Source organism: Streptomyces sp. NPDC059009 (genome assembly GCF_042740175.1).
Taxonomy (GTDB): Bacteria; Actinomycetota; Actinomycetes; order Streptomycetales; family Streptomycetaceae; genus Streptomyces.
Map to the genome: position 1 here is coordinate 97,904 of NZ_JBHYJB010000025.1, position 24,688 is coordinate 122,591.

The 24,688-nt window shown below is 71.1% G+C and carries 27 protein-coding genes; 15 read left to right on the top strand and 12 right to left on the bottom strand.

Going from position 1 to position 24,688, the window contains the following annotated elements; all coding sequences use genetic code 11:
* Positions 1 to 486 precede the first annotated feature (486 nt).
* Positions 487 to 1,380, bottom strand: coding sequence for a LysR family transcriptional regulator (locus ACFWYM_RS24490; protein ID WP_384841008.1), 894 nt, complete (start codon positions 1,378 to 1,380; stop codon positions 487 to 489).
* Between the two features lie 162 nt (positions 1,381 to 1,542).
* Between ACFWYM_RS24490 and ACFWYM_RS24495 the strand changes: the two genes are divergently transcribed.
* Positions 1,543 to 2,358, top strand: a complete 816-nt coding sequence (locus ACFWYM_RS24495) for an alpha/beta fold hydrolase (RefSeq protein ID WP_384841011.1) — start codon at positions 1,543 to 1,545, stop codon at positions 2,356 to 2,358.
* A 51-nt stretch (positions 2,359 to 2,409) separates the two neighbouring features.
* Here ACFWYM_RS24495 and ACFWYM_RS24500 read toward each other — a convergent pair whose 3' ends face one another.
* Positions 2,410 to 3,636: an erythromycin esterase family protein gene (locus tag ACFWYM_RS24500; RefSeq protein WP_384841014.1), complete on the bottom strand. Its 1,227-nt coding sequence runs from the start codon at positions 3,634 to 3,636 to the stop codon at positions 2,410 to 2,412.
* Positions 3,637 to 3,694: 58 nt separating this feature from the next.
* Here ACFWYM_RS24500 and ACFWYM_RS24505 point away from each other — a divergent pair, with 58 nt between their 5' ends.
* From ACFWYM_RS24505 to ACFWYM_RS24515, 3 genes are all read left to right on the top strand, one after another.
* A complete protein-coding gene (locus ACFWYM_RS24505; RefSeq protein WP_384841017.1) occupies positions 3,695 to 4,429 on the top strand; it encodes a TioE family transcriptional regulator in 735 nt (244 codons plus the stop codon).
* A 123-nt stretch (positions 4,430 to 4,552) separates the two neighbouring features.
* Positions 4,553 to 5,530, top strand: coding sequence for a pyridoxal-phosphate dependent enzyme (locus ACFWYM_RS24510; RefSeq protein ID WP_384841020.1), 978 nt, complete (start codon positions 4,553 to 4,555; stop codon positions 5,528 to 5,530).
* Between the two features lie 108 nt (positions 5,531 to 5,638).
* Positions 5,639 to 5,902, top strand: a complete 264-nt coding sequence (locus ACFWYM_RS24515; RefSeq protein ID WP_384841023.1) for a hypothetical protein — start codon at positions 5,639 to 5,641, stop codon at positions 5,900 to 5,902.
* On the opposite strand, the gene ACFWYM_RS24520 is transcribed toward ACFWYM_RS24515, so the two are convergent.
* Complete coding sequence (locus tag ACFWYM_RS24520) at positions 5,887 to 6,585, bottom strand: nucleotidyltransferase domain-containing protein (protein WP_384841026.1); 699 nt, start codon at positions 6,583 to 6,585, stop codon at positions 5,887 to 5,889. The two genes, ACFWYM_RS24515 and ACFWYM_RS24520, sit on opposite strands and share 16 nt — an antisense overlap.
* 135 nt (positions 6,586 to 6,720) lie before the next feature.
* Positions 6,721 to 7,422, bottom strand: coding sequence for a TetR/AcrR family transcriptional regulator (locus ACFWYM_RS24525; RefSeq protein WP_384841028.1), 702 nt, complete (start codon positions 7,420 to 7,422; stop codon positions 6,721 to 6,723).
* Positions 7,423 to 7,688: 266 nt separating this feature from the next.
* Here ACFWYM_RS24525 and ACFWYM_RS24530 point away from each other — a divergent pair, with 266 nt between their 5' ends.
* From ACFWYM_RS24530 to ACFWYM_RS24540, 3 genes are read left to right on the top strand one after another with little or no spacing between them, the layout of a single operon-like run.
* Positions 7,689 to 9,242, top strand: a complete 1,554-nt coding sequence (locus tag ACFWYM_RS24530) for a flavin-containing monooxygenase (RefSeq protein ID WP_384841031.1) — start codon at positions 7,689 to 7,691, stop codon at positions 9,240 to 9,242.
* Between the two features lie 25 nt (positions 9,243 to 9,267).
* The gene (locus tag ACFWYM_RS24535; protein ID WP_384841034.1) at positions 9,268 to 10,275 is read left to right on the top strand and encodes a diiron oxygenase; all 1,008 of its coding nucleotides are present in this window, start codon (positions 9,268 to 9,270) and stop codon (positions 10,273 to 10,275) included.
* Between the two features lie 30 nt (positions 10,276 to 10,305).
* Positions 10,306 to 11,967, top strand: a complete 1,662-nt coding sequence (locus ACFWYM_RS24540) for an FAD-dependent oxidoreductase (protein ID WP_384841038.1) — start codon at positions 10,306 to 10,308, stop codon at positions 11,965 to 11,967.
* Between the two features lie 49 nt (positions 11,968 to 12,016).
* Here the strand turns inward: ACFWYM_RS24540 and ACFWYM_RS24545 are convergent, their stop codons facing one another.
* Positions 12,017 to 12,379 carry a hypothetical protein gene (locus ACFWYM_RS24545; protein WP_384841040.1) on the bottom strand — a complete coding sequence of 121 codons (363 nt, stop codon included), beginning with the start codon at positions 12,377 to 12,379 and terminating at the stop codon, positions 12,017 to 12,019.
* Positions 12,380 to 12,512: 133 nt separating this feature from the next.
* Here ACFWYM_RS24545 and ACFWYM_RS24550 point away from each other — a divergent pair, with 133 nt between their 5' ends.
* Positions 12,513 to 13,214: a 2-phosphosulfolactate phosphatase gene (locus ACFWYM_RS24550; RefSeq protein WP_384841043.1), complete on the top strand. Its 702-nt coding sequence runs from the start codon at positions 12,513 to 12,515 to the stop codon at positions 13,212 to 13,214.
* On the opposite strand, the gene ACFWYM_RS24555 is transcribed toward ACFWYM_RS24550, so the two are convergent.
* Complete coding sequence (locus tag ACFWYM_RS24555) at positions 13,205 to 14,035, bottom strand: LysR family transcriptional regulator (protein ID WP_384841046.1); 831 nt, start codon at positions 14,033 to 14,035, stop codon at positions 13,205 to 13,207. The two genes, ACFWYM_RS24550 and ACFWYM_RS24555, sit on opposite strands and share 10 nt — an antisense overlap.
* 230 nt (positions 14,036 to 14,265) lie before the next feature.
* Here ACFWYM_RS24555 and ACFWYM_RS24560 point away from each other — a divergent pair, with 230 nt between their 5' ends.
* Complete coding sequence (locus ACFWYM_RS24560; RefSeq protein WP_384841048.1) at positions 14,266 to 14,772, top strand: nuclear transport factor 2 family protein; 507 nt, start codon at positions 14,266 to 14,268, stop codon at positions 14,770 to 14,772.
* Positions 14,773 to 14,851: 79 nt separating this feature from the next.
* Here the strand turns inward: ACFWYM_RS24560 and ACFWYM_RS24565 are convergent, their stop codons facing one another.
* From ACFWYM_RS24565 to ACFWYM_RS24590, 6 genes are all read right to left on the bottom strand, one after another.
* Positions 14,852 to 15,319 carry an SRPBCC domain-containing protein gene (locus ACFWYM_RS24565; protein ID WP_384841051.1) on the bottom strand — a complete coding sequence of 156 codons (468 nt, stop codon included), beginning with the start codon at positions 15,317 to 15,319 and terminating at the stop codon, positions 14,852 to 14,854.
* Between the two features lie 60 nt (positions 15,320 to 15,379).
* Entirely contained in the window at positions 15,380 to 16,120 is a 741-nt protein-coding gene (locus ACFWYM_RS24570; RefSeq protein ID WP_384841054.1) for a class I SAM-dependent methyltransferase, read from the bottom strand.
* 190 nt (positions 16,121 to 16,310) lie between these two features.
* Positions 16,311 to 17,210, bottom strand: coding sequence for an NADP-dependent oxidoreductase (locus tag ACFWYM_RS24575; RefSeq protein WP_384841132.1), 900 nt, complete (start codon positions 17,208 to 17,210; stop codon positions 16,311 to 16,313).
* Positions 17,211 to 17,271: 61 nt separating this feature from the next.
* Positions 17,272 to 17,445, bottom strand: a complete 174-nt coding sequence (locus tag ACFWYM_RS24580) for a hypothetical protein (protein WP_384841057.1) — start codon at positions 17,443 to 17,445, stop codon at positions 17,272 to 17,274.
* A gap of 136 nt (positions 17,446 to 17,581) precedes the next feature.
* On the bottom strand, positions 17,582 to 18,124 hold the full coding sequence (locus ACFWYM_RS24585) for a hypothetical protein (protein ID WP_384841060.1): 543 nt from the start codon (positions 18,122 to 18,124) through the stop codon (positions 17,582 to 17,584).
* 221 nt (positions 18,125 to 18,345) lie between these two features.
* A complete protein-coding gene (locus ACFWYM_RS24590) occupies positions 18,346 to 19,296 on the bottom strand; it encodes an NADP-dependent oxidoreductase (RefSeq protein ID WP_384841135.1) in 951 nt (316 codons plus the stop codon).
* A gap of 231 nt (positions 19,297 to 19,527) precedes the next feature.
* Here ACFWYM_RS24590 and ACFWYM_RS24595 point away from each other — a divergent pair, with 231 nt between their 5' ends.
* The 6 genes from ACFWYM_RS24595 to ACFWYM_RS24620 all read left to right on the top strand — a co-directional run bounded on the left by ACFWYM_RS24595 (position 19,528) and on the right by ACFWYM_RS24620 (position 24,634).
* Positions 19,528 to 20,502 (top strand): GlxA family transcriptional regulator, encoded by a 975-nt coding sequence (locus tag ACFWYM_RS24595; RefSeq protein WP_384841063.1) that lies wholly within the window; start codon positions 19,528 to 19,530, stop codon positions 20,500 to 20,502.
* 44 nt (positions 20,503 to 20,546) lie between these two features.
* Positions 20,547 to 20,966: a DUF5959 family protein gene (locus ACFWYM_RS24600; RefSeq protein ID WP_384841066.1), complete on the top strand. Its 420-nt coding sequence runs from the start codon at positions 20,547 to 20,549 to the stop codon at positions 20,964 to 20,966.
* Between the two features lie 95 nt (positions 20,967 to 21,061).
* Positions 21,062 to 21,556, top strand: a complete 495-nt coding sequence (locus tag ACFWYM_RS24605; protein WP_384841138.1) for a hypothetical protein — start codon at positions 21,062 to 21,064, stop codon at positions 21,554 to 21,556.
* A gap of 63 nt (positions 21,557 to 21,619) precedes the next feature.
* Entirely contained in the window at positions 21,620 to 22,516 is an 897-nt protein-coding gene (locus tag ACFWYM_RS24610; RefSeq protein ID WP_384841068.1) for a helix-turn-helix domain-containing protein, read from the top strand.
* A gap of 164 nt (positions 22,517 to 22,680) precedes the next feature.
* Positions 22,681 to 23,856, top strand: a complete 1,176-nt coding sequence (locus ACFWYM_RS24615) for a 4-hydroxybenzoate 3-monooxygenase (RefSeq protein ID WP_384841141.1) — start codon at positions 22,681 to 22,683, stop codon at positions 23,854 to 23,856.
* Positions 23,857 to 24,097: 241 nt separating this feature from the next.
* On the top strand, positions 24,098 to 24,634 hold the full coding sequence (locus tag ACFWYM_RS24620; protein WP_384841071.1) for a VOC family protein: 537 nt from the start codon (positions 24,098 to 24,100) through the stop codon (positions 24,632 to 24,634).
* Positions 24,635 to 24,688 lie beyond the last annotated feature (54 nt).

Genomic DNA, 24,688 nt, shown 5'->3' on the forward strand with positions numbered 1-24,688 from the left:
GTCGGCCGGCTGGGTCGTAAGTGATCTTCGACGCGACGCCACTTTGGCAGATGTTCGGCTGTCTAGCCAGCGGCAACAAAACGGGCATAGCACAGCGTTATAGGGCGAAAGATTGGCCCGCACTTCCAAGATCAAAGTGAATCCAGTCACAGACTTCACCACGGCCGATCACTCTGTGTCACGCGATGTGCGGCCCGAAGCGGCCGTCTCAACGGCGGCGCGAGCAGGACGAATCCACCGACACCCCTGGCGCGTCTGCTCCCGGCGGCACCCCAGGCCCGTCTCCTCCCGAGCCCAGGGGCCTCCCGAGCGCCTCCCGCCTCCTGAGCCCCCGTCACGAAGGGTTTCCCTCCGCGCGCCTGCCGCGCCGCTCGTCGCGCACGGCACTCACCACTGCCGCTTCTTGACTGGTAACCGCCGGTACTCTCGCCGCCGCGCCCGTCTCCGCACCGTCGGCCTCAGGCGGTGCTGAACGGGCCGGAGGAGCTACTGGGCTTGGGCGCGGCACGCGTCGAGCAGCGCCGCGAGCCGCCGCACGGGAGCCGAAGGCCGGACGGCCAGGAACGTCTGCGCGGTCGGTACCGGATGGGCGAAGGGGCGGAAGACCGTACGGGACGTGGGGACGCTCTCGGCCTTGGAGGCGTAGAACACCGTCCAACTCGGCCTGCCCGTACCGATGGAGGCGAGGGTGTCCTGGTCGGTGGAGAAGGCGGAGAAGGCCGGCCCCATGACCGGCTCGAACCCCGCCCCCTGGCAGGCGCCGACGATGAGGTCGACCAGATGAGGGTTCGCCTCGCGCGGCGCGATGCGCAGCGGCAGACCGGCCAGATCGGCCAGTGCCACCCGGTCGGCGGCCGCCAGGGGATGGCTCGCGGGCAGGGCCGCGACCAGCGGATCCCGCCAGACGGGAAGCAGGTCCAGCCCGGGGCTGCGCGCAAGTCCCCGGATGAAGGCGGCATCGAGCTCCCCGTCCCGCACCTTCCGCAACCGGTCGGCCGCCGGGATGCCGACCAGCTCCACGGCGAGCTGCGGCGCGCGCTCGGCGAGATCGTCGAGGAGCCGGTCGAGCCGCACGCCCAGCCCGACGTTCGTCCCGATGCGCAGCGCCGTCTCCTCCTCGGACCGCAGGGCCGCCATCGCGGCGAGCCCCGCGCGCTCGGCCCCCACCAGGGCGCGGGCGTGCGGCAGGAACGCCTGGCCCGCGGGCGTCAGCCGGACGCTGCGGGTGGTGCGCTCGAACAGGTCGAGCCCCACCTCCCGCTCCAGGCGCCGGATCTGCTGGCTGACCGTCGGCTGCACGATCCGCAGCCGCTCGGCGGCCCGCCCGAAGTGCAACTCCTCGGCGACGGCGAGGAAGTAGTGCACCTGCCGCAGCTCCACGCAGACCCTCTCCGCACCACTGACCGTCCGTGATTCATCACGGTTCTCGATGAGTGTAAGAGCGAAGTGCTCATTGGCCGCAGCCGGTTGGCGCGGTGAACTGCTCCCGGGTCACAGCAGTGATCACCCACGTCGCAACTGTCTGAAGGGGATGGCCGGGCCATGCCGTACGCGCAGCTCAACGGAACCGAGATCTACTACGAGGACAACGGGCCCCGCGACGGCCAGGAGACAAAGCAGCCCCTGCTCTTCCTGCACGGCTGGGGCACCAGCGGCCGCGTGTGGGAGGCGCAGGTGGCGGATCTGGGCCGGGACCACTGGGTGGTCACCGTGGACTGGCGCGGCTGCGGCCGCTCGGAACACCCGGCCGAGGGCAACACGACCGCGGGCAACACCGCCGACGTCCTCGCCCTCATCGACGCACTCGGCCTCAACCGCCCCGTCCTGGTGGGCAGTTCGATGGGTGCGACCTTCGCCTTGGAGGCTGCGCTCGCGGCGCCCGAACGGGTCCTGGGAGTGGTGTCGGTCGACGGCTCCGGCCACTGGGCGCGCGAGGGCATGACCGAGGTGATACGCGGCCTGCTCGACGGGTTCGCGTCGGACCGCGCGGCGACCGTCGCGGAGTGGGTGCCGACATGGTTCGGGCCCGCGGCCGGGCGGGAGACGGTCGACGCGACGATCCAGCAGGTGCTCGCCTCGGGCACGGCCATCGACGACCTGTTCCGCGAGATCATCGGCGACACCCCGCCGCGCGACCTGCGCGAGACCCTCCCCGGCCTCGCCGTCCCCGCGCTCTTCGTCCACGGACCGCTCGACGCGATCCCCGTCGCGGTCTCCCGCACCCTGGCCGCGCTCGCCCCGCAGGGCGAACTCCACGTCATCGAGGGCACCGGACACATGCCGCACCAGGAACTCCCGGCGGAGTTCAACGCGGTGCTGCGGGCGGCGGTCGGACGGATGGGGCCGGCCGGGGCCTGAGAGGGTGAGCGGACGGCACCGAGGGCGGCGGCCCCGACGGGCTCGTGTTCGTCAGTGCTGCGGGACGTCCCTGACGAACACGAGCCCGTCACTGGCCGCCAAGTGGGCCGGATCGAAAGGGGCGTAGCCGAACCACGGGGACACGCGCGGCGCCGGCGGCGGGTCCGTGAGGGCTGCGGCCAGCCGCCGGGCGTCGAGGACGCAGCCCTCGTCGTCCGGGAGCGCGTACAGGAGCCCTTCGAGGGTGTCCGGCGGCGGCGCGTCCACGCCCTGGTGCCGGATCGTGCCGAGGGCCGTCGGCACGAAGGCGTACTCCGCGGCGCCGAGCCGGGAACTCACCAGCGCACCGGCGCTCCACCACTCCACCCGCCCCTGCCACATCTGCATCGAGCTCTTGTCCCGCTGGAGGTGGGAGTTGTGCGCGTGGACGAGGGCCGGGCCCCGGTCGGCGAGGGCGAGGAGGTTGCGGGCCATCATCAGGTCCCGCAGCGCGCACAGCCGTGCCATGCGCGACGGTGCCGCGTCGGCCATCGCGTGGTGGTAGCGCAGCAGGCCGGTGGCGGTGCGCCCGTACAGGCGCGCCCGGTCCCAGTCGTCCCACGAGGCCGCCGTGACGAGGTGCGGCGCCTGCATGTCGAGCAGTGCACCCAAGTCGTCGGCCAGCAAGCGGAGTTGGTGCGCCTCGGGCGACTGCCCCACCGACTTCGACGGGTCCATCATCGCGTCAGGATGGGTCCATCGGTCGTCGTCGCCCAGCAAGCGGTCGAGCGTCTCCGCGGTGCAGGGGAGCAGGGCCGCGTCCACGTGGGCCGCGAGATGGGCGTGGAGGGCGGTGAGGGACCGGCGGGGGCTCGCCGCGGCGGCGGTCTCCAGCGGTCCGTCGAACCCGGCGAAGCGCAGCCGCTCGGAGGCGGGCCGGCCGTCCTGGTCGGCGCGGACATTGAAGTCGCGCATCCAGCGCACGAGTTCGCGGTTGGCCGCGGAGGCGCCCCAGCCGTGGCTGAACCCGTGCTCCATGACCTCGTCGAGCGTGCCCGCACCCGAGGTGACGTAGGCGTCGACGGCCAGGCCCTTCATGCAGTCGCTCTCGATGGTGATCGTCCGGTAGCCCTCCTGCTCGACGAGCTGCCGGAAGAGGTCGTTGCGCACTTTGAGCAGTGAGTCCTCGCCGTGTGTGGGCTCGCCCAGGGCGAGCAGCCGGGGCCGGGCCTGGAGCAGCCCCATGACGGCGGCGGCCTCGACGGGGTGGGCGACGGTGTCCTTGATGTCGGTAGCCATGCCTTCAACGCTATCGTTGAACCTCCGGTGGAAACTTTCCCGCGATATCTTCGGTCGCATGGGGAAAAAGCTTCAAAGCGAGGGACGGCTCAGGCCGGTCGATCTGGCCCGTGCCCACGGTCTGTCCACGCAGGCGGTCAGGAATTACGAGGAGGCAGGCATCCTCCCGGTGGCCGCTCGTACCCCGACCGGCTACCGCACCTACACCTCGCTGCACGCCGCCGCCCTGCGCGCGTTTCTCGCCCTGATCCCCGGCCACGGCCACCCCACGGCGACATCGATCATGCAGACCGTCAACCAGGACGGGCCCGAGGAGGCGTTCCGCCTTCTCGGCGAGAGCCACGCCCAACTCCTCGACGACCGACGGACCCTCCAAGCTGTGGAGCGCGCCCTGCAAGGACTGGAACCGGCCACGGCGCAGCAGCCCGGTGCGGCGACCGGTCCTGCGAGCCGGTTCATCGGCCCCCTGGCGCAGGAGCTCGGCATCCGCCCGGCGACGCTCCGCGCATGGGAGCGCGCCGGGCTCGTGCGGCCGCGCCGCGACCCGCACACCGGGTACCGCGTCTACGACGAGGCCGACGTGCGCGACACCCGGCTGACGCACCAGCTCAGGCGCGGCGGCCACCCGCTGGAGCAGATCGCACCGCTGCTCGCCCAGGTGCGGGCGGCGGGCGGCCTCGAACCGCTGGCGGCCACCCTGCGCGACTGGCATGACCGGCTGTCCGCCCGCGGGCGCGCGATGCTGACCGGCGCCGCCGAACTGGACGCCTACCTGCGCGAACGCGCCCGCTGAGACGTACGAGCCGCTGAGGCTTACCGGACACCGACGACGGCTGTGACAGGCTGGCCGGTCACGCGTGCGCCCCGCCGCGCGCCCGGTGCCTCCTGGCACGCGATACGAGAAGGAGGACCAGGGATGCCCGAGAAGCTGACGCTGTCGACGTGGCCGACGCCGATGGAGCCCGCACCCCGCCTGGCCGAGGCCGTCGGGCTGCACGCCGACGACCTGTGGATCAAGCGCGACGACCTGACCGGCCTCGGCGGCGGCGGCAACAAGGTCCGCAAACTGGAGTGGCTGGTCGCCGACGCCCTGGCGCAGGGCGCGGACACCCTCGTCACCACCGGCGGCCCGCAGAGCAACCACGCCCGCCTCACCGCCGCGGCCGCCGCCCGCACGGGCCTCGACGCGGTCCTGGTGATGCCGGGCACCGCGCCCGCCCCGCCTCCGGTCGCCGGGAACCTCCTGCTGGACGCCCTCCTCGGAGCCCGGATCGTACGGGCCGAAGGAGCCTCGGGCGCGGCCGAGTTGACCAAGGCGGCGGAGGAGACCTGTGCGGCGCTGCGCGCCCGGGGCGCCCGCCCCTACCTCGTCCCCTTCGGCGGCTCCGGCGCGCTCGGCGCCCGCGGCTACCTGGCGGCGGGCCGGGAGATCCTGGACCAGCAGCCCGGCGTACGGCACGTCGTCACCGCCCTCGGGTCCGGCGGCACCATGGCCGGACTGCTCGCCGCCCTCGGCCCCGGCCGCGTCCTGGGAATCGACGTCGGCGCCCTCCCCGACCCGACCGCCACGGCCGCCGCGTTCCTCGGCGAACTCACCGGCCGCGCACAGCCCGTGGCGGAACTGCGGGTGCGCGCGGACCAGGTCGGCGAGGCGTACGCGGTACTGCACCAGCCGGTCCTGGACGCCATCACGACCGTCGCGGCCACCGAGGGCGTGATCCTGGACCCCGTCTACACCGGCCGCGCCGCCGCCGGCCTGATCGCCGCCGTACGCGAGGGCGACATCCGCCCCGGCGAACGCACCGTGCTGCTCCACACCGGCGGCCTGCCGGGGCTCTTCGGCCATGCGGAAGCGGCGCGCAGGGCAGGGGAGTTGCTGCGCGTCCAGCCCTGAGCCCTGCGCGGTTCCGCCCCTTGATTCCGCCGTCGGCGAGTTGCTCGCGCATCGCCTGCTTCGAGGCCCGGGAAGAGATCTTCCTGTGACCGCTTCGGCCGCCTCGACGTGATCGTCAACAACGCCGGGTACGCGAACGTCGCCCTGGTCGAGACGGCGCCGGAGGACGACTTCGGGCTCACCCGTGTGCTCGCCACCGAGACCGTGTCGTTCGGCATCCGCTACCTCGTCGTCGAGCCCAGCGGCTTCGCCACCGACTGGGCCGGCTCCTCCATGGAGATCCAGGCCGTCCCGGAGGAGTACCGGAAGACCGTCGGCGCCTTCACGGGCCGGGCCCGCGACGCCCGCGCCGCCGACTACTTCTGGACGTAGCCCTCTCTGAGGGGCCCGCCCACCAGGCCCAGAACCTCTTCCGCCGCCGCTGCCAACGGCCCCGGATCACCCTGCTCGGCCACGATGCGGTGCCCTTCGAGAAGAGCCGTGCCTCGCGCGGTATCGGCGCCCAGCAGCCTGCGCGGCAGCCACTTGCCGATGCCCGTCCAGGCGCCGTGGTGCGCGGTCAGCAGATGGGACGCCTCGCGCAACGTGTGGTCGGCCACGGCGAGTTGGTCGTAACGCTCGGCCGTGGGGGTGTCGAGCAAGTCGTCCATGAAGCAGGTGAGCAGATAGCGGCTGCGGGCCCGCTCTGCGGTGGTGAGCGGGACGGGGCCCGCCGCGAGAACGGTGCGCGCCTGCGTGCGTACGCGGGTCAGGTCGCCGTGCGGGTCCAGCAGGGGCAGGCCCTGGGCGTAGATGTGCACGAGGGTGCCCCGGCGGTGGACGCGCTCCCGTTCGAAGGCGTCGTCGACGTCCGCCACGGTGTGGAGGAACAGCTCGGCCAGGCGGCCCTGGTGGCGTACGACTTCACGGCGGGTGGTGTCGTCGCGGGGGAGGAGGACGGCAAGGTCCAGGTCGCTGAGGGGAGTTGCACGCCCCTGGGCGGCCGAACCGCCGAGGACGGCGCCCAACGCGCGCGGGAAGCGGGCCGCGACCAGAAGGAGGGCCTCGTCCGTCATGGATGCGGAGGGCATGGATGCGGAGGGCGCTGCGGGTCCTGTGGAGTTCCGACTCGTCATACGTGCCGATCGTGCCATCTTGGACGATCATGGCGGGCGGCCCCCCTCCACCACCCATGTCCTCGGATCGGGCTCTCAGAGCGCCGTCAGCGGCTGATCCCGGTCGAGACGGACCCCCACACCCGCGGTGGCCCCCGAGAGCATGCCCCACAGCGCGTTGCTCAGGAAGTCGGTCAAGTCGTCGGTGGAGCTGCGTGCTGCGGGGTGGTTGACCCAGCGGTTGACCACCGCGTCCACCAGGCCGACCATGCCGAACGCGAGGTCGAGGCTGAAGCCCTTGGGTGCCGGTGCGCCGTCCAGCAGGCGCTCGGCGTAGGTGTCCAGGAGCCGGGTCAGGCGCAGGGCGATGGCCGTACGCGTGTCCGTGACCACGCGCGAGTTCGCGGGCTGGCGGCTGGCCGAACCCGTGCCGAGGAACTGGTGGAGGCGGGGGTGTTCCGCGGCCCAGCCCACGTAGGTGGCGACGGCGCGGCGGATGGCCTCGCGGATCGTGCCCTTGGGGTCGAGGGCCGGGGACAGCGAAGCCATCAGGTCGTCGAGGATGCGGGCGCGGATCTGTTCGTCGAGGTCCTCACGGCCGCGGAAGATCCGGTAGACGACCGAGCGGGGCATCCCGGCCTCGTCGCCGATCGCCGCCACGCTGACCGAACTCCCGTCGCGGCCAATGGCGTTGAGGGCGGCGGCGAGGACCCGGTCGCGGCGCTCGGCGCGATGGTCGTCCCACCGCGTGTCCCGGCCGTCCGAGCGCTCGTCCGTACGCGTATTCCTCTTCGCCACGGCGAGGATCCTACGCCGCGGTCGTGATCATGCAGCGGGTGCCCAGGTCGCAGCTGCTAGTGGCGCAGGTCACATTCTGAGCAGTATCTGCGACAGAGTGACACAGGTAAATTGCGGGCACAGACGGAGGAGGAGCCGGCCATCGGCCCCAACCCGGCGCCCGCACACGGCACTTGGCGGGCGCCCCAGCACAGTCCGGCTCGGGAAGCAGCGGCAGCAGGCGCCGGAAACCAGGCAGCACGCAACAGGCGGCAAAGGGGACGGACATGGAGCACCAGCACGCCGAAACGAAGCACCAGCACGCCGATGCGGACGTCGACGTACTGATCGTCGGCGCAGGGGTGTCCGGCATCAGCGCCGCCTGCCACCTGCGCAAGGGCAACCCCAGGACCTCGTACGTGATCCTGGAGCGGCGCGCCAGGATCGGCGGCACCTGGGACCTGTTCCGCTACCCGGGCGTGCGCTCGGACTCGGACATGTACACCTTCGGCTACCGCTTCCGGGCCTGGCGCGGCACCAAGGTGCTCGCCGCGGGCCCCGACATCCGCCGGTACGTCCAGGACACCGCCGATGCGCACGGCGTCTCGGAGCACATCCGCTTCGGACGCAGGGCCGTACGGGCCAACTGGTCCAGTGAGAGCGGCCGTTGGACCGTCGAGGTACTGGACGAGGCCACCGGCCAGAGCGAGACCTACACCGCGCGCTTCCTCCTCGGCGCCACCGGCTACTACGACTACGACTCCGGCCACCACCCCGAGTTCCCCGGCGAGGGCCGCTTCGGCGGCACCCTCGTCCACCCGCAGTTCTGGCCCGAGGACCTCGACCACACCGGCAAGCGCGTGGTCGTCATCGGCAGCGGCGCCACCGCCATCACCCTGGTCCCCGCGATGGCCGCCGACGCCGCGCACGTCACCATGGTCCAGCGCTCACCCACGTACATCCTGGCGCTCCCCGAGGACGACCCCGTCTCCCTCGTCCTGCGCAAGCTGCGCGTCCCGGCCGGGCTCGTCTACCGGGTCGGCCGCGCTCGCAACATCGCCATGCAGCGCGGCCTGTACGCCGCGTGCCGCAAGGCCCCGCGCCTCATGCGCAGGGTGCTGCTGCGCGCGGTACGGGCCCAGGTCGGCCCGAACGTCGACATGCGGCACTTCACGCCCACGTACAAGCCCTGGGACCAGCGGCTGTGCGTCGTGCCCGGCGGCGACCTCTTCCGCGCGCTGAAGAGAGGGAAGGCGTCGGTGGTCACCGACCACATCGACACGTTCACCGAGACCGGCGTCAAGGTGAAGTCCGGCGAGGAGATTCCCGCCGACATCGTCATCACCGCGACCGGCCTGCGGATCCAGCTCGTCGGCGGCATGGAGCTGACCGTCGACGGACGCCCGATCAACCCGCGCGACCACGTCCTCTACAAGGGCGTGCTGCTCGACGGCGTGCCCAACATGGCCGTCGTCATCGGCTACACCAACGCCTCCTGGACCCTCAAGGCCGACCTGGCCAGCGCCTACGTGAGCAGGCTCATCACCTACATGGAGCGGCGGGGCCTCACCCAGGTCACGCCCGTCGCCACGGAAGCCGACCGCGCCGACGTGTCCGTCATGGCGGAGTCCCTGTCCTCCGGATACATCGCCCGCGGCGACGCGATCATGCCCCGGCAGGGCACCCGCGACCCGTGGCGGATCTGGAACAACTACTACCGCGACCGCAAGGCGCTGCGGCGCGCCCCCATCGCGGACCCCGTCCTCCGCTTCGACCACGCGGAGAAGCCCGCAGACCCCCACCACGAGAGCGATCAGCAGGACCGGACCCAGGTGGCCTGACCGAGAGAGCGAGGGACGACGAACGATGAGCACCTCACACACGTACGAGAACACCGGCGCGCGAACGCTGCACGACACCGGCAAACAGGCGTACCACGAGCGGCTGCAGACCCTCTCCGAGGCGTCGGTGCACATCCACTTCGACGCGTTCACCGACATCGACTGGGACCACCCCGACTTCGCCATCGACCCGACAGACCCCCGCTGGGTGCTCCCGGACGCCGACCCGCTCGGCGCCCACCCCTGGTACAAGAGGCAGCCCCTGGAGGTCCGCACCCGCATCGGCCTGTGGCGGTACGCCAACATCGTCAAGGTGGGCATGCAGTTCGAGAACGTCCTCATCCGCGGGGTGATGGACTACCTCTTCGCGCTGCGCAACCAGAACCCCGAGTTCCGCTACCTCACCCACGAGGTCACCGAGGAGTGCCACCACACGCAGATGTTCCAGGAGTTCGTGAACCGCTCGGGCGCCGACGTGCCCGGCGGACGCCGCTCCTTCCGCGTGGTCAGCCGCTTCCTCCCGCTGGCCGGATCCCTGCTCCCCGAGTCCTTCTTCACCGGCGTCCTCGCCGGCGAGGAGCCCATCGACCACGTCCAGAAGGCGATCCTGCGCGGCGGCGCGGACATCCACCCCCTCATGCGGCGCCTGATGCAGATCCACATCGCCGAAGAGGCGCGGCACATCTCTTTCGCCCACGAATTCCTGCGCCAGAAGGTCCCCGGCTACGGAAAGGCGCGCAAGGGCGCGCTGTCGGTGGCGTTCCCGGTCATCATGCGCGTCCTCGGCGACGTCATCGTCGTCCCCGACCGCAGGACCGCCGCGCAGATCGGCGTGCCCCACTGGGTCATCAAGGACATCTTCTGGAAGTCCCCCGACGGCCAGAAGCTGCTGCGCGACCTCTTCTCGGACGTACGGATGCTCGCCGAGGAGATCGGCCTCATGAACAGGACCTCGCGGCGGGTGTGGCGGATGCTGCGCATCGACGGCCGCCCGTCCCGCTACCGGGGCGAGCCCGCCCCGCGCAACGCCTGAACGCGGTCCCTGAACGGAGATCCCCTCCCCATGCCCTACGTCGTCACCCGGTCGTGCTGCGCCGACGCGTCGTGTGTGCTGGCCTGCCCGGTCAACTGCATCCACCCCGCCCCCGGTGAACCGGGCTTCGGCGAGACCGAGATGCTCTACGTCGATCCGCGCACCTGCGTGGACTGCGGCGCCTGCACCACGGCCTGCCCGGTCGACGCGCTCAAACCGCACACTCAACTGGCCCCCGCCGAGCTGCCGTTCCTCGAACTCAACCGCGCCTACTACGACACCGCCCCGCACGCCGACCGCACCCCCATGGCGCTGGTCCCCGCCGGACGCCGCAAGCGGGACGGCGAGCTGAGGGTGGCCGTGGTCGGCGCCGGGCCGGCCGGACTCTTCGCCGCCGACGAACTGCTGCGCCACCCCGGGGTCGGCGTGACCGTGTACGACCGGCTGCCCACCCCCTACGGCCTCGCCCGCGCCGGGGTCGCCCCCGACCACCAGGACACCAAGCAGGTGACCCGGCTCTTCCGCGCCATCGAGAGCCAGCCCGGCTTCACGTACCGCCTCGACACGGAAGTCGGCCGCGACCTCCACCACGAGGACCTGGTGCGCGACCACCACGCCGTGATCTACGCCGTCGGCGCCGCCACCGACCGCCGCCTCGGCATCGACGGCGAGGACCTGCCCGGCAGCCACTCCGCCACCGACTTCGTCGCCTGGTACAACGGCCACCCCGACCACAGCGCCACCACCTACCCCCTGGACGGCGAACGGGCGGTCGTCATCGGCAACGGCAACGTCGCCCTGGACGTCGCCCGCATCCTGACCACCGACCCCGAGACCCTGGCCCGCACCGACATCTCCGACAGCGCCCTCACCACCCTGCGGGCGAGCCGCATCCGCGAGGTCGTCGTGCTCGGCCGCCGCGGCCCGGCCGAGGCGTCGTTCACCCTGCCCGAACTGATCGCCCTGGCGGCCGTCGAGGACATCGACATCGTGGTGGAGGGCTGGCCAGAAGGTGTTGCGACAGAGGCCACGCCGAAGACGCGGATCCTCGCTGAACTCGCCGCCCGCACACCGGTTCCGGGGCGCCGCCGCATCGTCCTGCGCTTTCTGGCGAGTCCTGCGCGGATCGTCGGCGGGGGAGCGGTGCAGGGCCTGGATGTCGTACGCAACGAGCTGCGCACCGATGAGGACGGCACGGTAAGGGCGGTGCCCACGGCCGGAGTTGAGGGCGTCGAATCCCTTGAGGCCATCGAGACCGGGCTCGTGCTGCGTGCGGTGGGCTATCGAGCTCAGCCCGTGCCCGGACTGCCCTTCGACGAGGCGACCGGAACCGTACCGCACGAGCGGGGCCGGGTCGAGGCGGGCGTCTACGTGGCGGGCTGGATCAAGCGCGGCAGTACGGGATTCATCGGCACCAACAAGTCCTGCGCACAGGAGACGGTGGCCGCCCTCCTCGACGACTTCGAGGCGGGCCGGCTGACCGCCTCACCGACCCCCGCCGCGCCCCGTGCGGGCGCTGTCGGGCTGGACGGCTGGCGGGCGATCGACCGGGCCGAGCGGGCCGCGGGCGCGCTCGCGGGACGCCCGCGCGTGAAGATCGTCGAAAGGGGGGCGCTGCTCGGTGCCGCGTGCCCGGAGGTGGGGCGCGAGGAAGGGGAGCCCGTCAACTCCCGTCGGCGGCAAGGCTCGTGAGGGAGCGAGGCCGACGGGAGCCGAAGGCGTGATGCGGGACGGCCGGGTACTACAGGCCGCGCGTGCAGTAGTAGGGGATCCAGCCGCGGATGCCCCTGTAGGAGATCGGCTTCCACGTCTTGGACTTGTGACCGCAGAGGTCGTAGGAACCGCCCTCGGAGGTCGAGCCGGTCGAGCACGCCTTGGAGCCCTTGGGGAGCAGACCGAGCGCGGTGCCGTTCACCGCCTTGGTCTTACGGATCTTCACGCTCTCGGCCGCCTCGACGTAGACGCACTCGGCGGCGGAGGGGGAGGCGGATGTGGCCGTGGTGCCGGTGGCCTTGGGCGTGCTCGCCACGGCGACCCCACCGGTCATGGCGGACCCGATGAGGGCAATCGACGCGATGGCGGGAGCTATCTGCCTGAGTCTCATATGTCGTCCCCGTCTGGCTAGTTGTCGGAATGTGTCCGGGGAGATCCAGATCCATCCGGACACGATCAAGAGTCGAACACGGTAGCGCATTAATTGCTGGGTGCTCCGGGCGGCAATGCGTGATCATGACCGGATGAATGCTCGCTTCCTTGGTATCCCAGAGCTGGCCGAAGTCCCGTCCGTGGCAGTCGTCGTCGACGTGATGCGCGCCTTCACGGTGGCCGCCTGGGCCTTCGCCCAAGGCGCAGAGAAGATCGTTCTCGCCCAGTCGCTGGACGAAGCCCTCGCGCTCAAGGCCCGCCACCCGGACTGGATAGCACTCAAGGACGGCCCGCCCGCGCCCGGGTTCGACGCCGTCAACTCGCCCGGCCTGCTGCGCTCCGCCGATCTGGGCGGACGGACCGTCGTGCAGAAGACGACGGCGGGGACGGTCGGTGCCCTCGCGGTGAAGGAGGCGTCACTGGTGCTGTGCGCCAGCTTCGTGGTGGCGGGCGCAACGGCCCACCTCTTGAGGGCGAGGACGAGGACTCGGACGCGCACGGGTGACAGCGTCACCTTTGTGGTCACCGGCGAAGACGGGCGGGCCGACGAAGACCTGGCGTGTGCTCAGTACATCGCTCGGAGGACCACCGAGGCCGGGACGGACCCCACCGAGTTCCTCCGCCGCGCCGCGGAGTCACGCGCCGCCGCCGAGCTGAGGCAGGGCGTGCGCCAAGGCGTCCACCCCGATGACGTCGCGCTCTGTCTGGAGCTCGACCGCTTCCCCTTCGCCATGGTGGCCACGGTCGAAGGCCCCCTCATGGTCCTGCGTCCCCGAGCCGTGCCTCAGCCCTGAGCCACCTCAAGGGCCGCGTCGCCGAAGGCGCGGACGCGGGCCGTCGCGCCGTCGGAGCGCCAGAGCAGGCCCCACTCGACGGGCTCCGCGTTCTCGAAGGGGACATAGGCGAGGTCGGGCCGGGCGAAGTAGCGCCGGGTGTGGGCGCCGACGACGCCGACCCCCTCGCCCGCGCCGACGAGCGTCAGCAGCTCGTTGACCGTCATCGCCGTGGGGGCACAGGAGGTTTCGGGATGCTGGAGCACGGTCACGCGCTCCAGGTCCCCGACGGAGAGCGTCGCCCGGCGAGCGAAGGAGTGTCCAGCCGGTACGGCGAGCATGCGTGCCTCCCGTACGAGAACCGGGCCCATGACCACGTCCTCCTCCCGCACCGGATGGCAGGCCAGCGCGAGATCCACCTCACCGGCGCGCAGCCACGGCAGGACGTCCGACGGGTTGGCCTCACGGATCTGGACGTCGCAGTCGGGATGCCGGTCACGGAACAACTGCGTGACGCCGACGAGGAGTTGACCCGCGGCCGGTCCGTTGAAGGCGACCCGCAGCACGCCGGTCAGGCCGCGCCCGGAGTCGACCGCCCGCTCGAACGCCGCGGTGATCTGCGACCAGGCCGGGCGTATCTCCTCGTACAACTGCCGCCCCACCAGGGACAGTTCGACGCGGCGGCTGGTCCGGTTGAACAGCAGCGCGCCGACGCGTCGCTCCAGTTTGGCGACCGTCTGGCTGACCCGGGCGGTGGACACGTGCAGCCGCTCGGCGGTGCGGCCGAAGTGCAGCTCCTCGGCGAGCGTGAGGAACGCCTCCAGCTCGTGCCGCTCCAGCATCCGCGCACCACACCCTTCCACTCCACTGTCGACCGAGGAACCGCGGCCATCGTTAACCGAGGCTTCACGATCGTTGCACAGGCGCGCATTGATGCTCTTGTCGGCCCCCAGCAGGATCAGAGATGTCGGAAACACCAGGTGACCGGCCGACCCGCAGAGACATCTGAACCACCTGGCCCACCTGAACCACCTGAACTACCTGATCCGCACAGGGAAACAAGGAGCACATCATGTACGTCACCCACGACCGCGCCCTGACCGCCGCCGCCCACGACACCGCCGCCGTCGTCGCCGAACTCCGGGACCGTACGGAGATCATCGACGCCCTCCACCGCTTCGGGCTCGGCCAGGACCTCAAGGACAAGGACCTGTTCGCCTCCTCCTTCGCGGCCGACGCCGAGCTGGACTTCCGTCCGGCCGCCGCCAAGTGGGGCGCCAAGCCGCCGCTGATGAGCGGGCGCGACACCATCGTCACCACGATCCTGGGCATGTTCACCGGCCGGGTGGACACCACCCACCAGGTCACCAACCCGCGCATCTCCATCGACGGGGACACCGCACGCCTCACCGCCCTGGTCGAGGCCCAGCACCTCCTCGTCGCCGACCCGGCCAAGCACGCGCTCCTGAAGAACCCCTACGACGTCGACCTGGTGCGCGACGGCGACCGCTGGGTCATCCGGCACCTGCGCATCGACAACACCTGGTTCACCGGTGACCCGACCGCCATCTTCGGCTGACCCGGCTGACCCGGCTGACCCGGCTGACCCGGCTGACCCGGCTGACCCGGCTGACCCGGCTGACCCGGGTGCGCGTGGCTCACGGCTCTACGAGGGCGGCCAGGTTGTCCAGCGCCATGCGGGTGCCGGTCTCGTTGTCGGCGGGGGCGATCGCGTCGGGGATGCCCTCGTGGACGATGACGACCTCGGTGCCGCCGTCGCCGTCGATGTCGACGTCGGTCAGGGTCGTGGTCATCGTCATGGTGCCGCGCATCGCGGGGTCGTCGGTCTCGAACTCCATGACCTCGACCACGCGCTCGTCCGGGACGAGCTCGGCGAAACGGCCGTGGTACGTATCCGTGTGCGGGGCCGACTTGCCGGTCTCGCCCGGTGCGTCATAGGTCAGCGAGATCCGGAAGGCGCCGCCTGCACGGGCGTCGAACTCATGGACCTGGCTGCTCATGCCGGACGGCACCCGCCACTTGACGATCGCCTCGGCGTCCACGAGGGCTCGGTAGACGGCGGTGCGAGGGGCGTTCACGCGCCGGGAGATCCGCGTGGAGTACATGACCGCGAGCCTAGGGCCTGTCCGGTGAGGGGGTGCCTGCACGTCTCGGCGCGGCGGAACCTACGGTTTGTGGGTCACCCAGAGCAGCTCCGCCGGCCAGCGGTGTGCCCAGTCGGGTGGGTCGGTTTCGTTGTAGCCGTTGGGTGTTCCGAGTTCGGGCCGCGGCTCGATGAGGTCGTCGATGACGAGACCCGCGCCGCGCAGGACCTTGACCCAGTCGCCGTAGGTGAGCTGATAGCTGGTCGCGCCGTCGCCTTCGGCGATGGTGTTCAGGCCGAAGTAGTCCTGCTGCAGCGTCGTGGTCACGCGGCTGGCGGCTTCGTCGTAGCAGGCTTCGAACCATGGGCTGGCGACGTTGAACACCAGGCGCCCGCCTCGGCCCAGGACGCGTGCGGCCTGCGGGACGGCCAGGTGCGGGGGCGCCCAGCTGAGCCCGCCGAAGTCGCAGAACACCAGGTCGAAGCTGTCGGCGGCGAAGGGGAGTTGTTCGGCGGCGCCCTGCACCAGCGGGTAGCGGGCCGCTCCCATCGCCCGGGCCGCTGCGGCGAGTTGGGCTTCGGACAGATCGAGCCCGACCACGGTGGCGCCCTCGGCGGCGAGCGCCCTGGACCACTGCCCGGCGCCGCAGCCGAGTTCGAGGACGCGCTTGCCGGTGACGTCGCCCAGGGCGTGCAGGTGTGCGTCGGGGATGGAGTACATGCCCCACAGCCGGGGTGCGGCGCCGATCTGCGGGTCGTGCTCGTGCTGGTAGGCGCTGCTGATCTCGTTCCAGAGCCGCCGGTTGGCGGGGATGCTGTCCACGCGCCGACTCCAGCACTGCCTGCCGGGGGCGGTCAACACGATAAGGGCACTGGCGGGCCCTCGCCCCGGGCCGGCTCTGGCCCTGCCAAGTGCCGCAGCCTGCCTGCTCGCCGCGCTCCTGCTGCGGGCGGGCACCCCGGTCACCGTGGACTTCCTGACCGAGGCGCTCTGGGACGTCGAACTCTCCTCGTCAGACCAGCAGGACGAGCTTCCCGCGCACCTGACCGCTCTCCCCGGCCCGGTGCGCCTCCGCGATCTCGCTGAGCGGGAAGGTCTGCGCGACCGGGAGCGAGAAGCGTCCGGACTCGATCAGCTCGCCGATCTCGCCGAGCACGTGCACCGCGCGGCCCGCGTCTCCGCGGCTGAACGTCACGCCGTACCGCTGCGCGCCCGCGAAGTCGGCGACCGTGATGACGTGTTCGGGGCCGCCGGCGAGGTCGACGAGCTCCGGCAGGACGCCGCTCCCCGCGACATCGAGGGCCAGGTCGACGCCGTCGGGCGCGAGCGCGCGCACCCGCTCGGCCATGCCCTCGCCGTACGCGACGGGCTCGGCTCCCAGCGAGCGCAGGTAGTCATGGTTGGCCGGGCTCGCGGTGCCGATCACGCGGGCGCCGCGGACCACGGCGAACTGCACCGCGGCGCTGCCGACACTGCCCGAGGCGCCATTGATGAGCAGGGTGCTGTCGCTCTCGACACCGAGCTGGTCCAGTGCGCGCAGGGACGTCTCGATGGCGGCAGGCAGCGCGGCGGCACCGGCGAAGTCGAGCGAGGGCGGGACCGGCGCGTAGTGGGCCAGCACCGCCAACTCGGCCTGGGCGCCCTCCTGAGCGCAGAAGCCGAACACGCGATCCCCGACGGCCACGTCCGCGACGCCCTCGCCGAGCTCGTCGACGACCCCCGCCGCCTCATAGCCCAGCGTCTGCGGGAGCTGCTCGTCCATGAGGCCCTCGCGCTTCTTCCAGTCGCTCGGGTTGAGTCCGGCGGCGCGCACCGCGATCCGTACCTGGCCGGGGCCCGGGTGCGGATCGGGCAGCTCCACGATCTCGAGGACCTCCGGGCCCCCGAACCGGCTGAATCGGGCCGCCTTCATCGCACGCTCCTCGCTCACCGCACGCCCCTTGCTGTGCGTTCCTCACACCGTACGGAGCCTTTCAGCGGGCCGCGCGCTGGTAGGTCGCCGGGGTGATGCCGTACGTGCGCTTGAACCACCGGTTGATGTGGGCCCGATTGGAGAAGGCAGGCGTCGTCGAGGAACGTGTGCGCCTGCCGCGCGGCCGCGTCGCGCCGCGCTGCGCGAGCGTGAGAACGGCCGTCGTGGATCTCATCGGGGTTGAAGGCCATCACCATGCCCGCGCCGTGACGCGGGGCGGCGGCAAGGCCGAAACCCCGGCCCCCGGCCCGCGGCACTGAGGCCGGGGAGAGCGGGGGACCGGGGCACACGGCAGAGGGGTTACCGGCGACTCAGAGAACACCCGTGTTCGCCGGGTCGGTGAGGTCGGTGGTGACCGGGCCGGGCGGGCAGATCTCCGGGGTCGGGCCCGGCGGGCAGATCTCGGGCTTCACCGAGGGCTTGCCCGGCTTGCCGGGACGGACCTTGTTCTTGTTGTCCTTGTGCGTCTTGCGCTGGTCCTTCTTGACCGGCTTGTTCGTCTTGTTGGCCGGGGCCTTCGACTGCCAGGAGGTGACCGTGCCGTTCGGGGTCAGCTTCACGTACACGCCGTCGTTGATGGTCACCGCGGCCTTGTTGACGGCCGTGAGGGTGCCCAGGTGCGACTTTCCGAGCCAGATCTCGGCCTGGTAGCCCTTGGAGAGCTTGTAGACCTTCGCCGTCATGCCGCCGCGCAGCTTCACGGTCTTCACGTACGTGCGCTTGGTCTGCTTCTTGGCGACCGTGGAGGTCTCGGGGCCGGTGGGCTGCTCGCAGGCCAGGGCGGTGGCGGCAGAGGCGCCGAGGGTGGCGGTGGCCGCGAGGGCGATGACTCCGGTACGCAGGGACTTGCGCATGGCGGTGCTCCTTGAATAGCTGGGTGTGGGGGGAAATTCGCCGGTGTGCGGACCCGTGTTCCGTCCGCTTTCCGACACTTCTAAGCTAAATGCGGCTTATTTACGGCTTTGCAAGGTCTTGTAACGCTCTTTACTCGACTGCCGCGCGGGCACCTCACAGCGCGCCGGGCAGCGTCGTGCACGGGCTCTCATGACGCTGCCCGCGGCCCGGATCGCCCAGGTCAGGGGGCGACGGAGAGGACCAGCTTGCCGGTGGTCCGGCCGGTCTCCCCACGCTCGTGGGCCCGGGCCGCCTCACTCAAGGGGAAGACCTCATCGACGAGCACACGCAGTCGGCCGTCCTCGACCAGGGACGTGACCGCACGCAGCCCCGCCTGGTCGGGCTCGACGAGCATGAACACCGCTCGCACCCCTGCCGCCCTGGCCTCCTCGGCGGGGAAGGCGTCGTCCGGCGGCACGATCGAGACCAGCGTCCCGCCCGGCCGCAGGACGCGCAGGGACCGGGCCCAGGACGCCCCGCCGAGGCAGTCCAGAACGACGTCGGCACCACCGCTGTCACCGAGTACGTCGGCGACGTCCTGGGCGCGGTGGTCGATCAGCTCGTCGGCGCCCAGCGCACGCAGCAGCTCATGCTTGGCGGCGCTGGCCGTGCCGATGACGTGCGCGCCCCGGGCCTTGGCGATCTGCACGGCCAGGTGACCGACTCCGCCGGCGGCGGCGTGGATGAGCACCCGCTGACCCGGCCGGACGTCCGCGGTGTCGACGAGGGCCTGCCAGGCGGTGAGGGCGGCGAGCGGCAGGGCGCCTGCCTGGACGGGGGTGAGGCCCGGAGGGACGGGGGCGAAGTGGCGGGCCGGGCCGGTGACGTACTCGGCGTAGGCGCCCGCCGGGTGCGGGAAACGGGGCATGCCGAGCACCTCGTCGCCCACCTGGAAGAGCGTGACACCGTCGCCCACCTGCTCGATCACTCCGGCGACGTCGAAGCCGAGGGTGAAGGGCGGGAGGGAGCCGTCGGCGAAGACGCCCCGCGCGCGTGTCTTCCAGTCCGCCGGGTTCACACCTGCGGCGCGCACGCGGACGAGGACCTCGCCCCGGCCCGGCACGGGGCGCGGCACTTCGACGAGCTTGAGGACGTCGGGTGCTCCGGCGGTGTCCTGGGAGATGGCGCGCATGGTGACTGCGGCGGCGGCGGAGGCGGCGGTGGAGGGGATGGTGGGGATGGAGGGGATGGAGGGGATGGAGGGGGGCGCGTCGTGCATGGCGGTGACTGCTCTCTTCCGCGGGAAATCCCGAAGGTGACGTCCGGTGGTCTGCGCCCGGTGCTTTCGGGCGCGCCCCCAGCCTGTCCAAGCGGCGAGGCCCCCAGTAGTGGCCCGATGGCCACGGAATGAAAGGATCGGGTCATGCACCGCGTCGGCGTACTGGCCCTGGACGGCGTCGTCCCCTTCGAACTCGGCATCCCCGCACGGATCTTCGGCGCCGCCCGTGACGCCGAGGGCCACCAGCTCTACTCGGTGACCACGTGCACCGTCGACGGGGGAGCCGTCCGCACCGAAGGCGACTACCAGCTCACCGTTTCCCACGACGCGTCCTTGCTGGCCGACGTCGACACCGTGGTCGTCCCGCCCTCCCACGCGCTGGGCCCCATCCGCGACGAGGGCCACCTGCCGGAAGCCCTGCACCAGGCCCTGGCCGCCGTCCGCCCCGGAACCCGGGTGATGGCGATCTGCACGGGCACGTACGTACTGGCTGCCGCCGGACTCCTCGACGGCCGCCCCGCCACCACGCACTGGCGGGAAGCCGACCGGCTGCAGCGCATGTACACGACCGCGCGCATCGACCCCGACGTCCTTTTCGTGGACGACGGCGACATCCTCACCTCGGCCGGGGTGGCCGCAGGCATCGACCTGTGTCTGCATGTCGTACGCCGCGACCACGGCAGCGACATCGCCAACGAGGTCGCCCGCTCCTGCGTCGTACCGCCGTGGCGCGACGGCGGCCAGGCCCAGTACATCCGCCGCCCCGTGCCCGATCCCGCGGCGCCCGGCACCGCCCCCACCCAAGCCTGGGTCATGGAACGCATCGGCGAGCCCGTCACCCTGGCCGACATGGCCGCCCACGCGAACGTCAGCGTGCGCACCTTCACCCGCCGCTTCCGCGACGAGGTCGGCATGAGCCCCGGCCAGTGGCTCATCCGCCGGCGCGTCGACCTTGCCCGCCACCTGCTGGAGACCACGGACTGGCCGGTCGACCGCGTCGCCGACCGCGCGGGCTTCGGCACGGGCGTCTCCATGCGCCAACACCTTCACACGGTGCTGGGGGTCACGCCGCAGGCGTACCGGCGTACGTTCCGTCCTGCGCACGCGGGCAGTTCATAGAGAGGGAAAGAGCAGAGGCAAAGAGCAGAGGGGGAGGGGGAGTTGTGGCCGGCTTCGTGCCGATGGATCTCGTGCATCTCGCCGACGACGAGGGCAACAGCGTCCGTGTCGCGGTCCGCGGCCCGGTACCGAACTGGCCCGAGGGCCTGGCAGCCGAGATCGTCGTCGAGACGCCGTTCGTGAGCGGCCGTGTCGATCTGGTCCTCTACGAGCGGAAGTTGGACGCATGGGCGGACGCACTGGACACGCTCGACGCGGGAGAGGACATCGCATGGATGGAGATGTCCCGTGGCGCCTCGCTCTTCATCCGGCTCGCCGGCGAGCGCGACTGCCCGGAAGTGATCGTGGAGGACGAGACGTGTTCCATGGTCACGGTCTGCGTCCCTGTGGTGCCGCCCGACGACTGGATCGCCGAGCATCGAGGGCGACTTGAGCGGCTGAGGGCGGTGTGGTCGGCGCCGTGACGTCGTCGGGGGAGAGCGAGAGCGGCTGCCGAAGCTATCGGTACCGGTACCGGTACCGGCACGGGCATCGATACCGGTACATCGGGCCCGAGGACATCAGGGCGGGCGTCGGTCCGGGAGACGGCGGGGCCCGCATCCGTACGGGAACCGACTTCGCGCAGTGGGCGGCCACGCGGACCGCCGAGGAACTGGCGGAGCCGTTCACCTTCGTCGTCGGCCTGGACGGGGCCCTGCGGCTGGCCCCGCGCCGCAGTGAACATGTCGCCTGTGCGGGCGGAGCCGACGTGCTGAGCGCGGGCGAGATGAGCTTCCGTGCCGACGGGGCGCGCTGGCGGGTGGACGAGGTCAGCAATCAGTCGACCGGGTACTGCCCGGACACCGCGTCATGGCCGGCTGTGGCAGCGGCGCTCGGCCAAGTCGGCCTCGGGCACCCGGACTTCTTCACCCACGAGGTCGTATTCCGCCGCTGTCCGGCCTGCCGGGAGCGCAACATCGTGCGGGAGGACCACTACGTCTGCGTCTTCTGTGATGCGGACCTTCCGGGGGAGTGGAATCTCGACGGGGGCTCTGTCGACGAGGAAGCCGGCTGATGCCCACATCTGGCTGATGCCCACAGCTGGACCGACGGGGCACAGGCCGTAAATTGCTGACCGATGCCGAAATCCCGCCAGGATGCACCTGAGCCATCCCCCAGGACGTCCTCCAGGACGTCCCCCAAGACCTCCCCCAAGACCTCCCCCAAGATCTCCGCGCCGCCCGCCTCCCGTCCCCCGACACCCTGGACCGCGACCCCCAGCGGCGGCGGCTGGCTCCCGCACGGATTCCACCTCGACCCCCACTCCCACCCCCAGGGCCAACTCGTGTACGCGGCAGCAGGCGCCCTGGCCACCACGACCGAACGCGGGACCTGGGTCGCCCCGGCCCACCGGGTGACGTGGACGCCGCCCGGGTTCGCGCACTCCCACCGCATCTACGGCAGGACCGACGCCCGACTCGTCGCCGTCCCGGCCGAGTTGTGCGACGCGCTCGTGGCGCATCCCAGCGTGTTCGCGGTGAGCGCTCTGCTGCGCGAGGCATTGCTGGCGCTGACCGACCGGCAGGAGTCCCGCCCCGGTGCCCACCGGCGGCTGCTCGCGGTGGTGGTCGACGAGCTCGCCGAGACCCCCGAGCAGTCCCTGCATCTGCCCGAACCCCGCGACGACCGGCTGCGCGCCGTCACCGGCCTCCTGCACGCCGATCCCGGCCGGTCCGTGACCCTGGCCGAGCTGGGCCGCTCCGCCGGGGCGAGCGAGCGCACCCTGAGCCGTCTGTTCCACGCCGAGCTCGGCATGAGCTTCCACCGCTGGCGCACCACCCTGCGCATCCACCATGCCCTGGCCCACCTCACCAACGGCATGTCCGTCACCGACACGGCGATGGAGTGCGGGTGGTCCAACCCCTCCAGCTTCATCGACGCGTTCACCGAGGTCGTGGGCCAGACCCCGGGCCGCTACCAGGCGGACCTGCGCGACGACTCGAGGGCGAAGCACAGCACCCCGGCTGACAGATGACCGATGGCGCATGACAGCTGACGGCCGACGGCTGTCTTCGCTCGCTGGCGGGTTTCCGGTATTCGCTGTCCATTCACCAGTTGGCGGCTATCTCTGTGCGGCCCACAGTGGGGTGCATGACGCCGCACCACCTGAGCGGCCCGCACAGAGAACCGGAACAGAACATGGTTGAGACCAGCGAGAACACAGCCGTCGTCATCATCGGAGCCGGAGTGGCAGGGCTCACGCTCGGCAATTTCCTGCTCCGCAACGGCGTCGACTGCATCGTTCTGGAGAAGCACAGCCGCGCCTACGTCGAGCAGCGGCAGCGCGCCGGGACCATCGACACCTTCGGGGTGCGCATGCTGCGTGCATGGGGGCTCGAAGAAGTGCTGGAGGGCAACCCCGTCGCGGAGACCGAGGGCGTCGGCTTCTTCCTCGACGGAGAAGCGCTGCCGGTCGACTTCGAGGACGACGACAGCGAGAGCGTCTTCTGCCCCCAACAGGTCCTCGTACGCAACCTCACGAATGTCTTCCTGCGCGAAGGCGGCGACCTCCGCTACGAGGCCGCCGACGTCGCCCTCACCGACCTCGACAGTGAGCGCCCCCGCGTGCGCTACCAGGACACCGACGGCTCGACGAAGGCCCTCACCTGTGACTTCGTCGCAGGCTGCGACGGCGACCGCGGAGTCAGCAGGGCTTCCGTACCCGCCGGCGCCCTGACGCGCCATGCGCACGAGTACGGGTACTCCTGGCTGAGCATCCTGGCCGATGTACCTGCGCGTCCCTCGGGCATGGCGATCCACTCCCGGGGCCTCGCCGGAGTGATCCCCCGCGGCGCGCACGCCAGCCGCCTCTACCTCCAGTGCGCAAGCGACGACACACTCGCGCAGTGGCCGGACGACCGCATCTGGAGCGAACTGGACGCTCGATTCGGCACCCCGGTGGCAAGCGGCCCGATCATCGACAAGCGGCTCGTGCCGCTGCGCAGCGTGGTCCACAGCCCGATGAGTCACGGCAGGCTCTACCTGCTCGGGGACGCGGCACACATCGTTCCGCCGATGAGCGCGAAGGGCATACACCTGGCTCTTCACGACGCCGAGGTGTTCGCCCGTGCCGTCATCAGGCAGGCGCAGAAGGAGGATTCGAGCCTGCTCGACAGCTACTCGGAGACCTGTCTGCGCCACATCTGGAACTACCAGGCATTCGCGGCCTGGATCACCGACCTCATGCACAACGCCGGTGACGCCTCCTACGAAGGAGAGTTCCGCAAGCAGACCGCCCGTGCGGAACTGGAGCGCCAGTTCACCTCGCCCGCGGCGAACCGTCTCTTCACCGAATTCATGGCCGGAATCAACTAGGGCCTGTCCAGTGGGTCCTGACGGGTGATCACTGAGGTACTCGCGGGGCGGAAGAGTGCCGCATCGAACCAGGTCGGACCCCTCGTGGACCGACCGGTGGGCAGTCGGCGCCTCCGGCGCACGAACAATGGCCGAAAGTGATTTAACGTTCAACCGAACTGGGAGGCATGCTGGTCAGAGTGTCGGAGACCACCCGGATATCCGGCTCAACACCCCATCTGACCAACGGAGATGACCCGCGATGAGCATGAGCCAGACCCTGCCGCTCCGCCTCCACCACCACGCCTGGATCACCGACGACCAGGAAGCCAACCGGAGCTTCTACGAAGACGTGATCGGCCTGCCCCTGGTGGCCACCTGGACCGAGCGCGAGGTGCTGTCCGGGGCTGAGCGCGCCTACAGTCACGCCCTCTACGGGCTGGCCGACGGCAGCGCGCTCGCCTTCTTCCAGTTCGCCGACCCCAAGGACCAGGAGGAGTTCAAGACCGAGATCAATTCCACCCCCTTGCGCCACATCGCCTTCAAGGTCGAGGCGGAGGCCCAGGAAGCCATGCACAAGCGCATCACCGCGGCCGGCCATGCGGAGGCGAACGCCCACGTGATCGACCACGGGTTCTGCGTCTCGCTGTACGTCACGGACCCCAACGGGCTGATCCTGGAGTTCGCTGTCGACCATCCCGACGTGGCGAAGATCGACGCCGAGCAGCGCACCACAGCACACGCCGACCTCGCGCGCTGGCTCGCAGGCGACCACACCAGCAACAACCGCTGGCGCTGACCTCCACCATCGGACCGAGCCGTCCGGCACGCAGCGCACCGAGTCGACGAGGCG

Excerpts from the sequence above, each read along its gene's own strand:
- ACFWYM_RS24505 (WP_384841017.1), top strand. The coding sequence starts at position 3,695 with ATGGGGAAAAAGCTTCAAAGCGAGGGACGGCTCAGGCCGGTCGATCTG.
- ACFWYM_RS24575 (WP_384841132.1), bottom strand. The coding sequence starts at position 17,210 with ATGAAGGCGGCCCGATTCAGCCGGTTCGGGGGCCCGGAGGTCCTCGAG.
- ACFWYM_RS24500 (WP_384841014.1), bottom strand. The coding sequence starts at position 3,636 with ATGGCTACCGACATCAAGGACACCGTCGCCCACCCCGTCGAGGCCGCC.
- ACFWYM_RS24565 (WP_384841051.1), bottom strand. The coding sequence starts at position 15,319 with ATGTACTCCACGCGGATCTCCCGGCGCGTGAACGCCCCTCGCACCGCC.
- ACFWYM_RS24520 (WP_384841026.1), bottom strand. The coding sequence starts at position 6,585 with ATGACGGACGAGGCCCTCCTTCTGGTCGCGGCCCGCTTCCCGCGCGCG.
- ACFWYM_RS24530 (WP_384841031.1), top strand. The coding sequence starts at position 7,689 with ATGGAGCACCAGCACGCCGAAACGAAGCACCAGCACGCCGATGCGGAC.
- ACFWYM_RS24545 (WP_384841040.1), bottom strand. The coding sequence starts at position 12,379 with ATGAGACTCAGGCAGATAGCTCCCGCCATCGCGTCGATTGCCCTCATC.
- ACFWYM_RS24610 (WP_384841068.1), top strand. The coding sequence starts at position 21,620 with ATGCCGAAATCCCGCCAGGATGCACCTGAGCCATCCCCCAGGACGTCC.
- ACFWYM_RS24590 (WP_384841135.1), bottom strand. The coding sequence starts at position 19,296 with ATGCGCGCCATCTCCCAGGACACCGCCGGAGCACCCGACGTCCTCAAG.
- ACFWYM_RS24615 (WP_384841141.1), top strand. The coding sequence starts at position 22,681 with ATGGTTGAGACCAGCGAGAACACAGCCGTCGTCATCATCGGAGCCGGA.
- ACFWYM_RS24585 (WP_384841060.1), bottom strand. The coding sequence starts at position 18,124 with ATGCGCAAGTCCCTGCGTACCGGAGTCATCGCCCTCGCGGCCACCGCC.
- ACFWYM_RS24540 (WP_384841038.1), top strand. The coding sequence starts at position 10,306 with ATGCCCTACGTCGTCACCCGGTCGTGCTGCGCCGACGCGTCGTGTGTG.
- ACFWYM_RS24555 (WP_384841046.1), bottom strand. The coding sequence starts at position 14,035 with ATGCTGGAGCGGCACGAGCTGGAGGCGTTCCTCACGCTCGCCGAGGAG.
- ACFWYM_RS24535 (WP_384841034.1), top strand. The coding sequence starts at position 9,268 with ATGAGCACCTCACACACGTACGAGAACACCGGCGCGCGAACGCTGCAC.
- ACFWYM_RS24595 (WP_384841063.1), top strand. The coding sequence starts at position 19,528 with ATGCACCGCGTCGGCGTACTGGCCCTGGACGGCGTCGTCCCCTTCGAA.
- ACFWYM_RS24560 (WP_384841048.1), top strand. The coding sequence starts at position 14,266 with ATGTACGTCACCCACGACCGCGCCCTGACCGCCGCCGCCCACGACACC.
- ACFWYM_RS24620 (WP_384841071.1), top strand. The coding sequence starts at position 24,098 with ATGAGCATGAGCCAGACCCTGCCGCTCCGCCTCCACCACCACGCCTGG.
- ACFWYM_RS24495 (WP_384841011.1), top strand. The coding sequence starts at position 1,543 with ATGCCGTACGCGCAGCTCAACGGAACCGAGATCTACTACGAGGACAAC.
- ACFWYM_RS24580 (WP_384841057.1), bottom strand. The coding sequence starts at position 17,445 with ATGAGATCCACGACGGCCGTTCTCACGCTCGCGCAGCGCGGCGCGACG.
- ACFWYM_RS24510 (WP_384841020.1), top strand. The coding sequence starts at position 4,553 with ATGCCCGAGAAGCTGACGCTGTCGACGTGGCCGACGCCGATGGAGCCC.
- ACFWYM_RS24550 (WP_384841043.1), top strand. The coding sequence starts at position 12,513 with ATGAATGCTCGCTTCCTTGGTATCCCAGAGCTGGCCGAAGTCCCGTCC.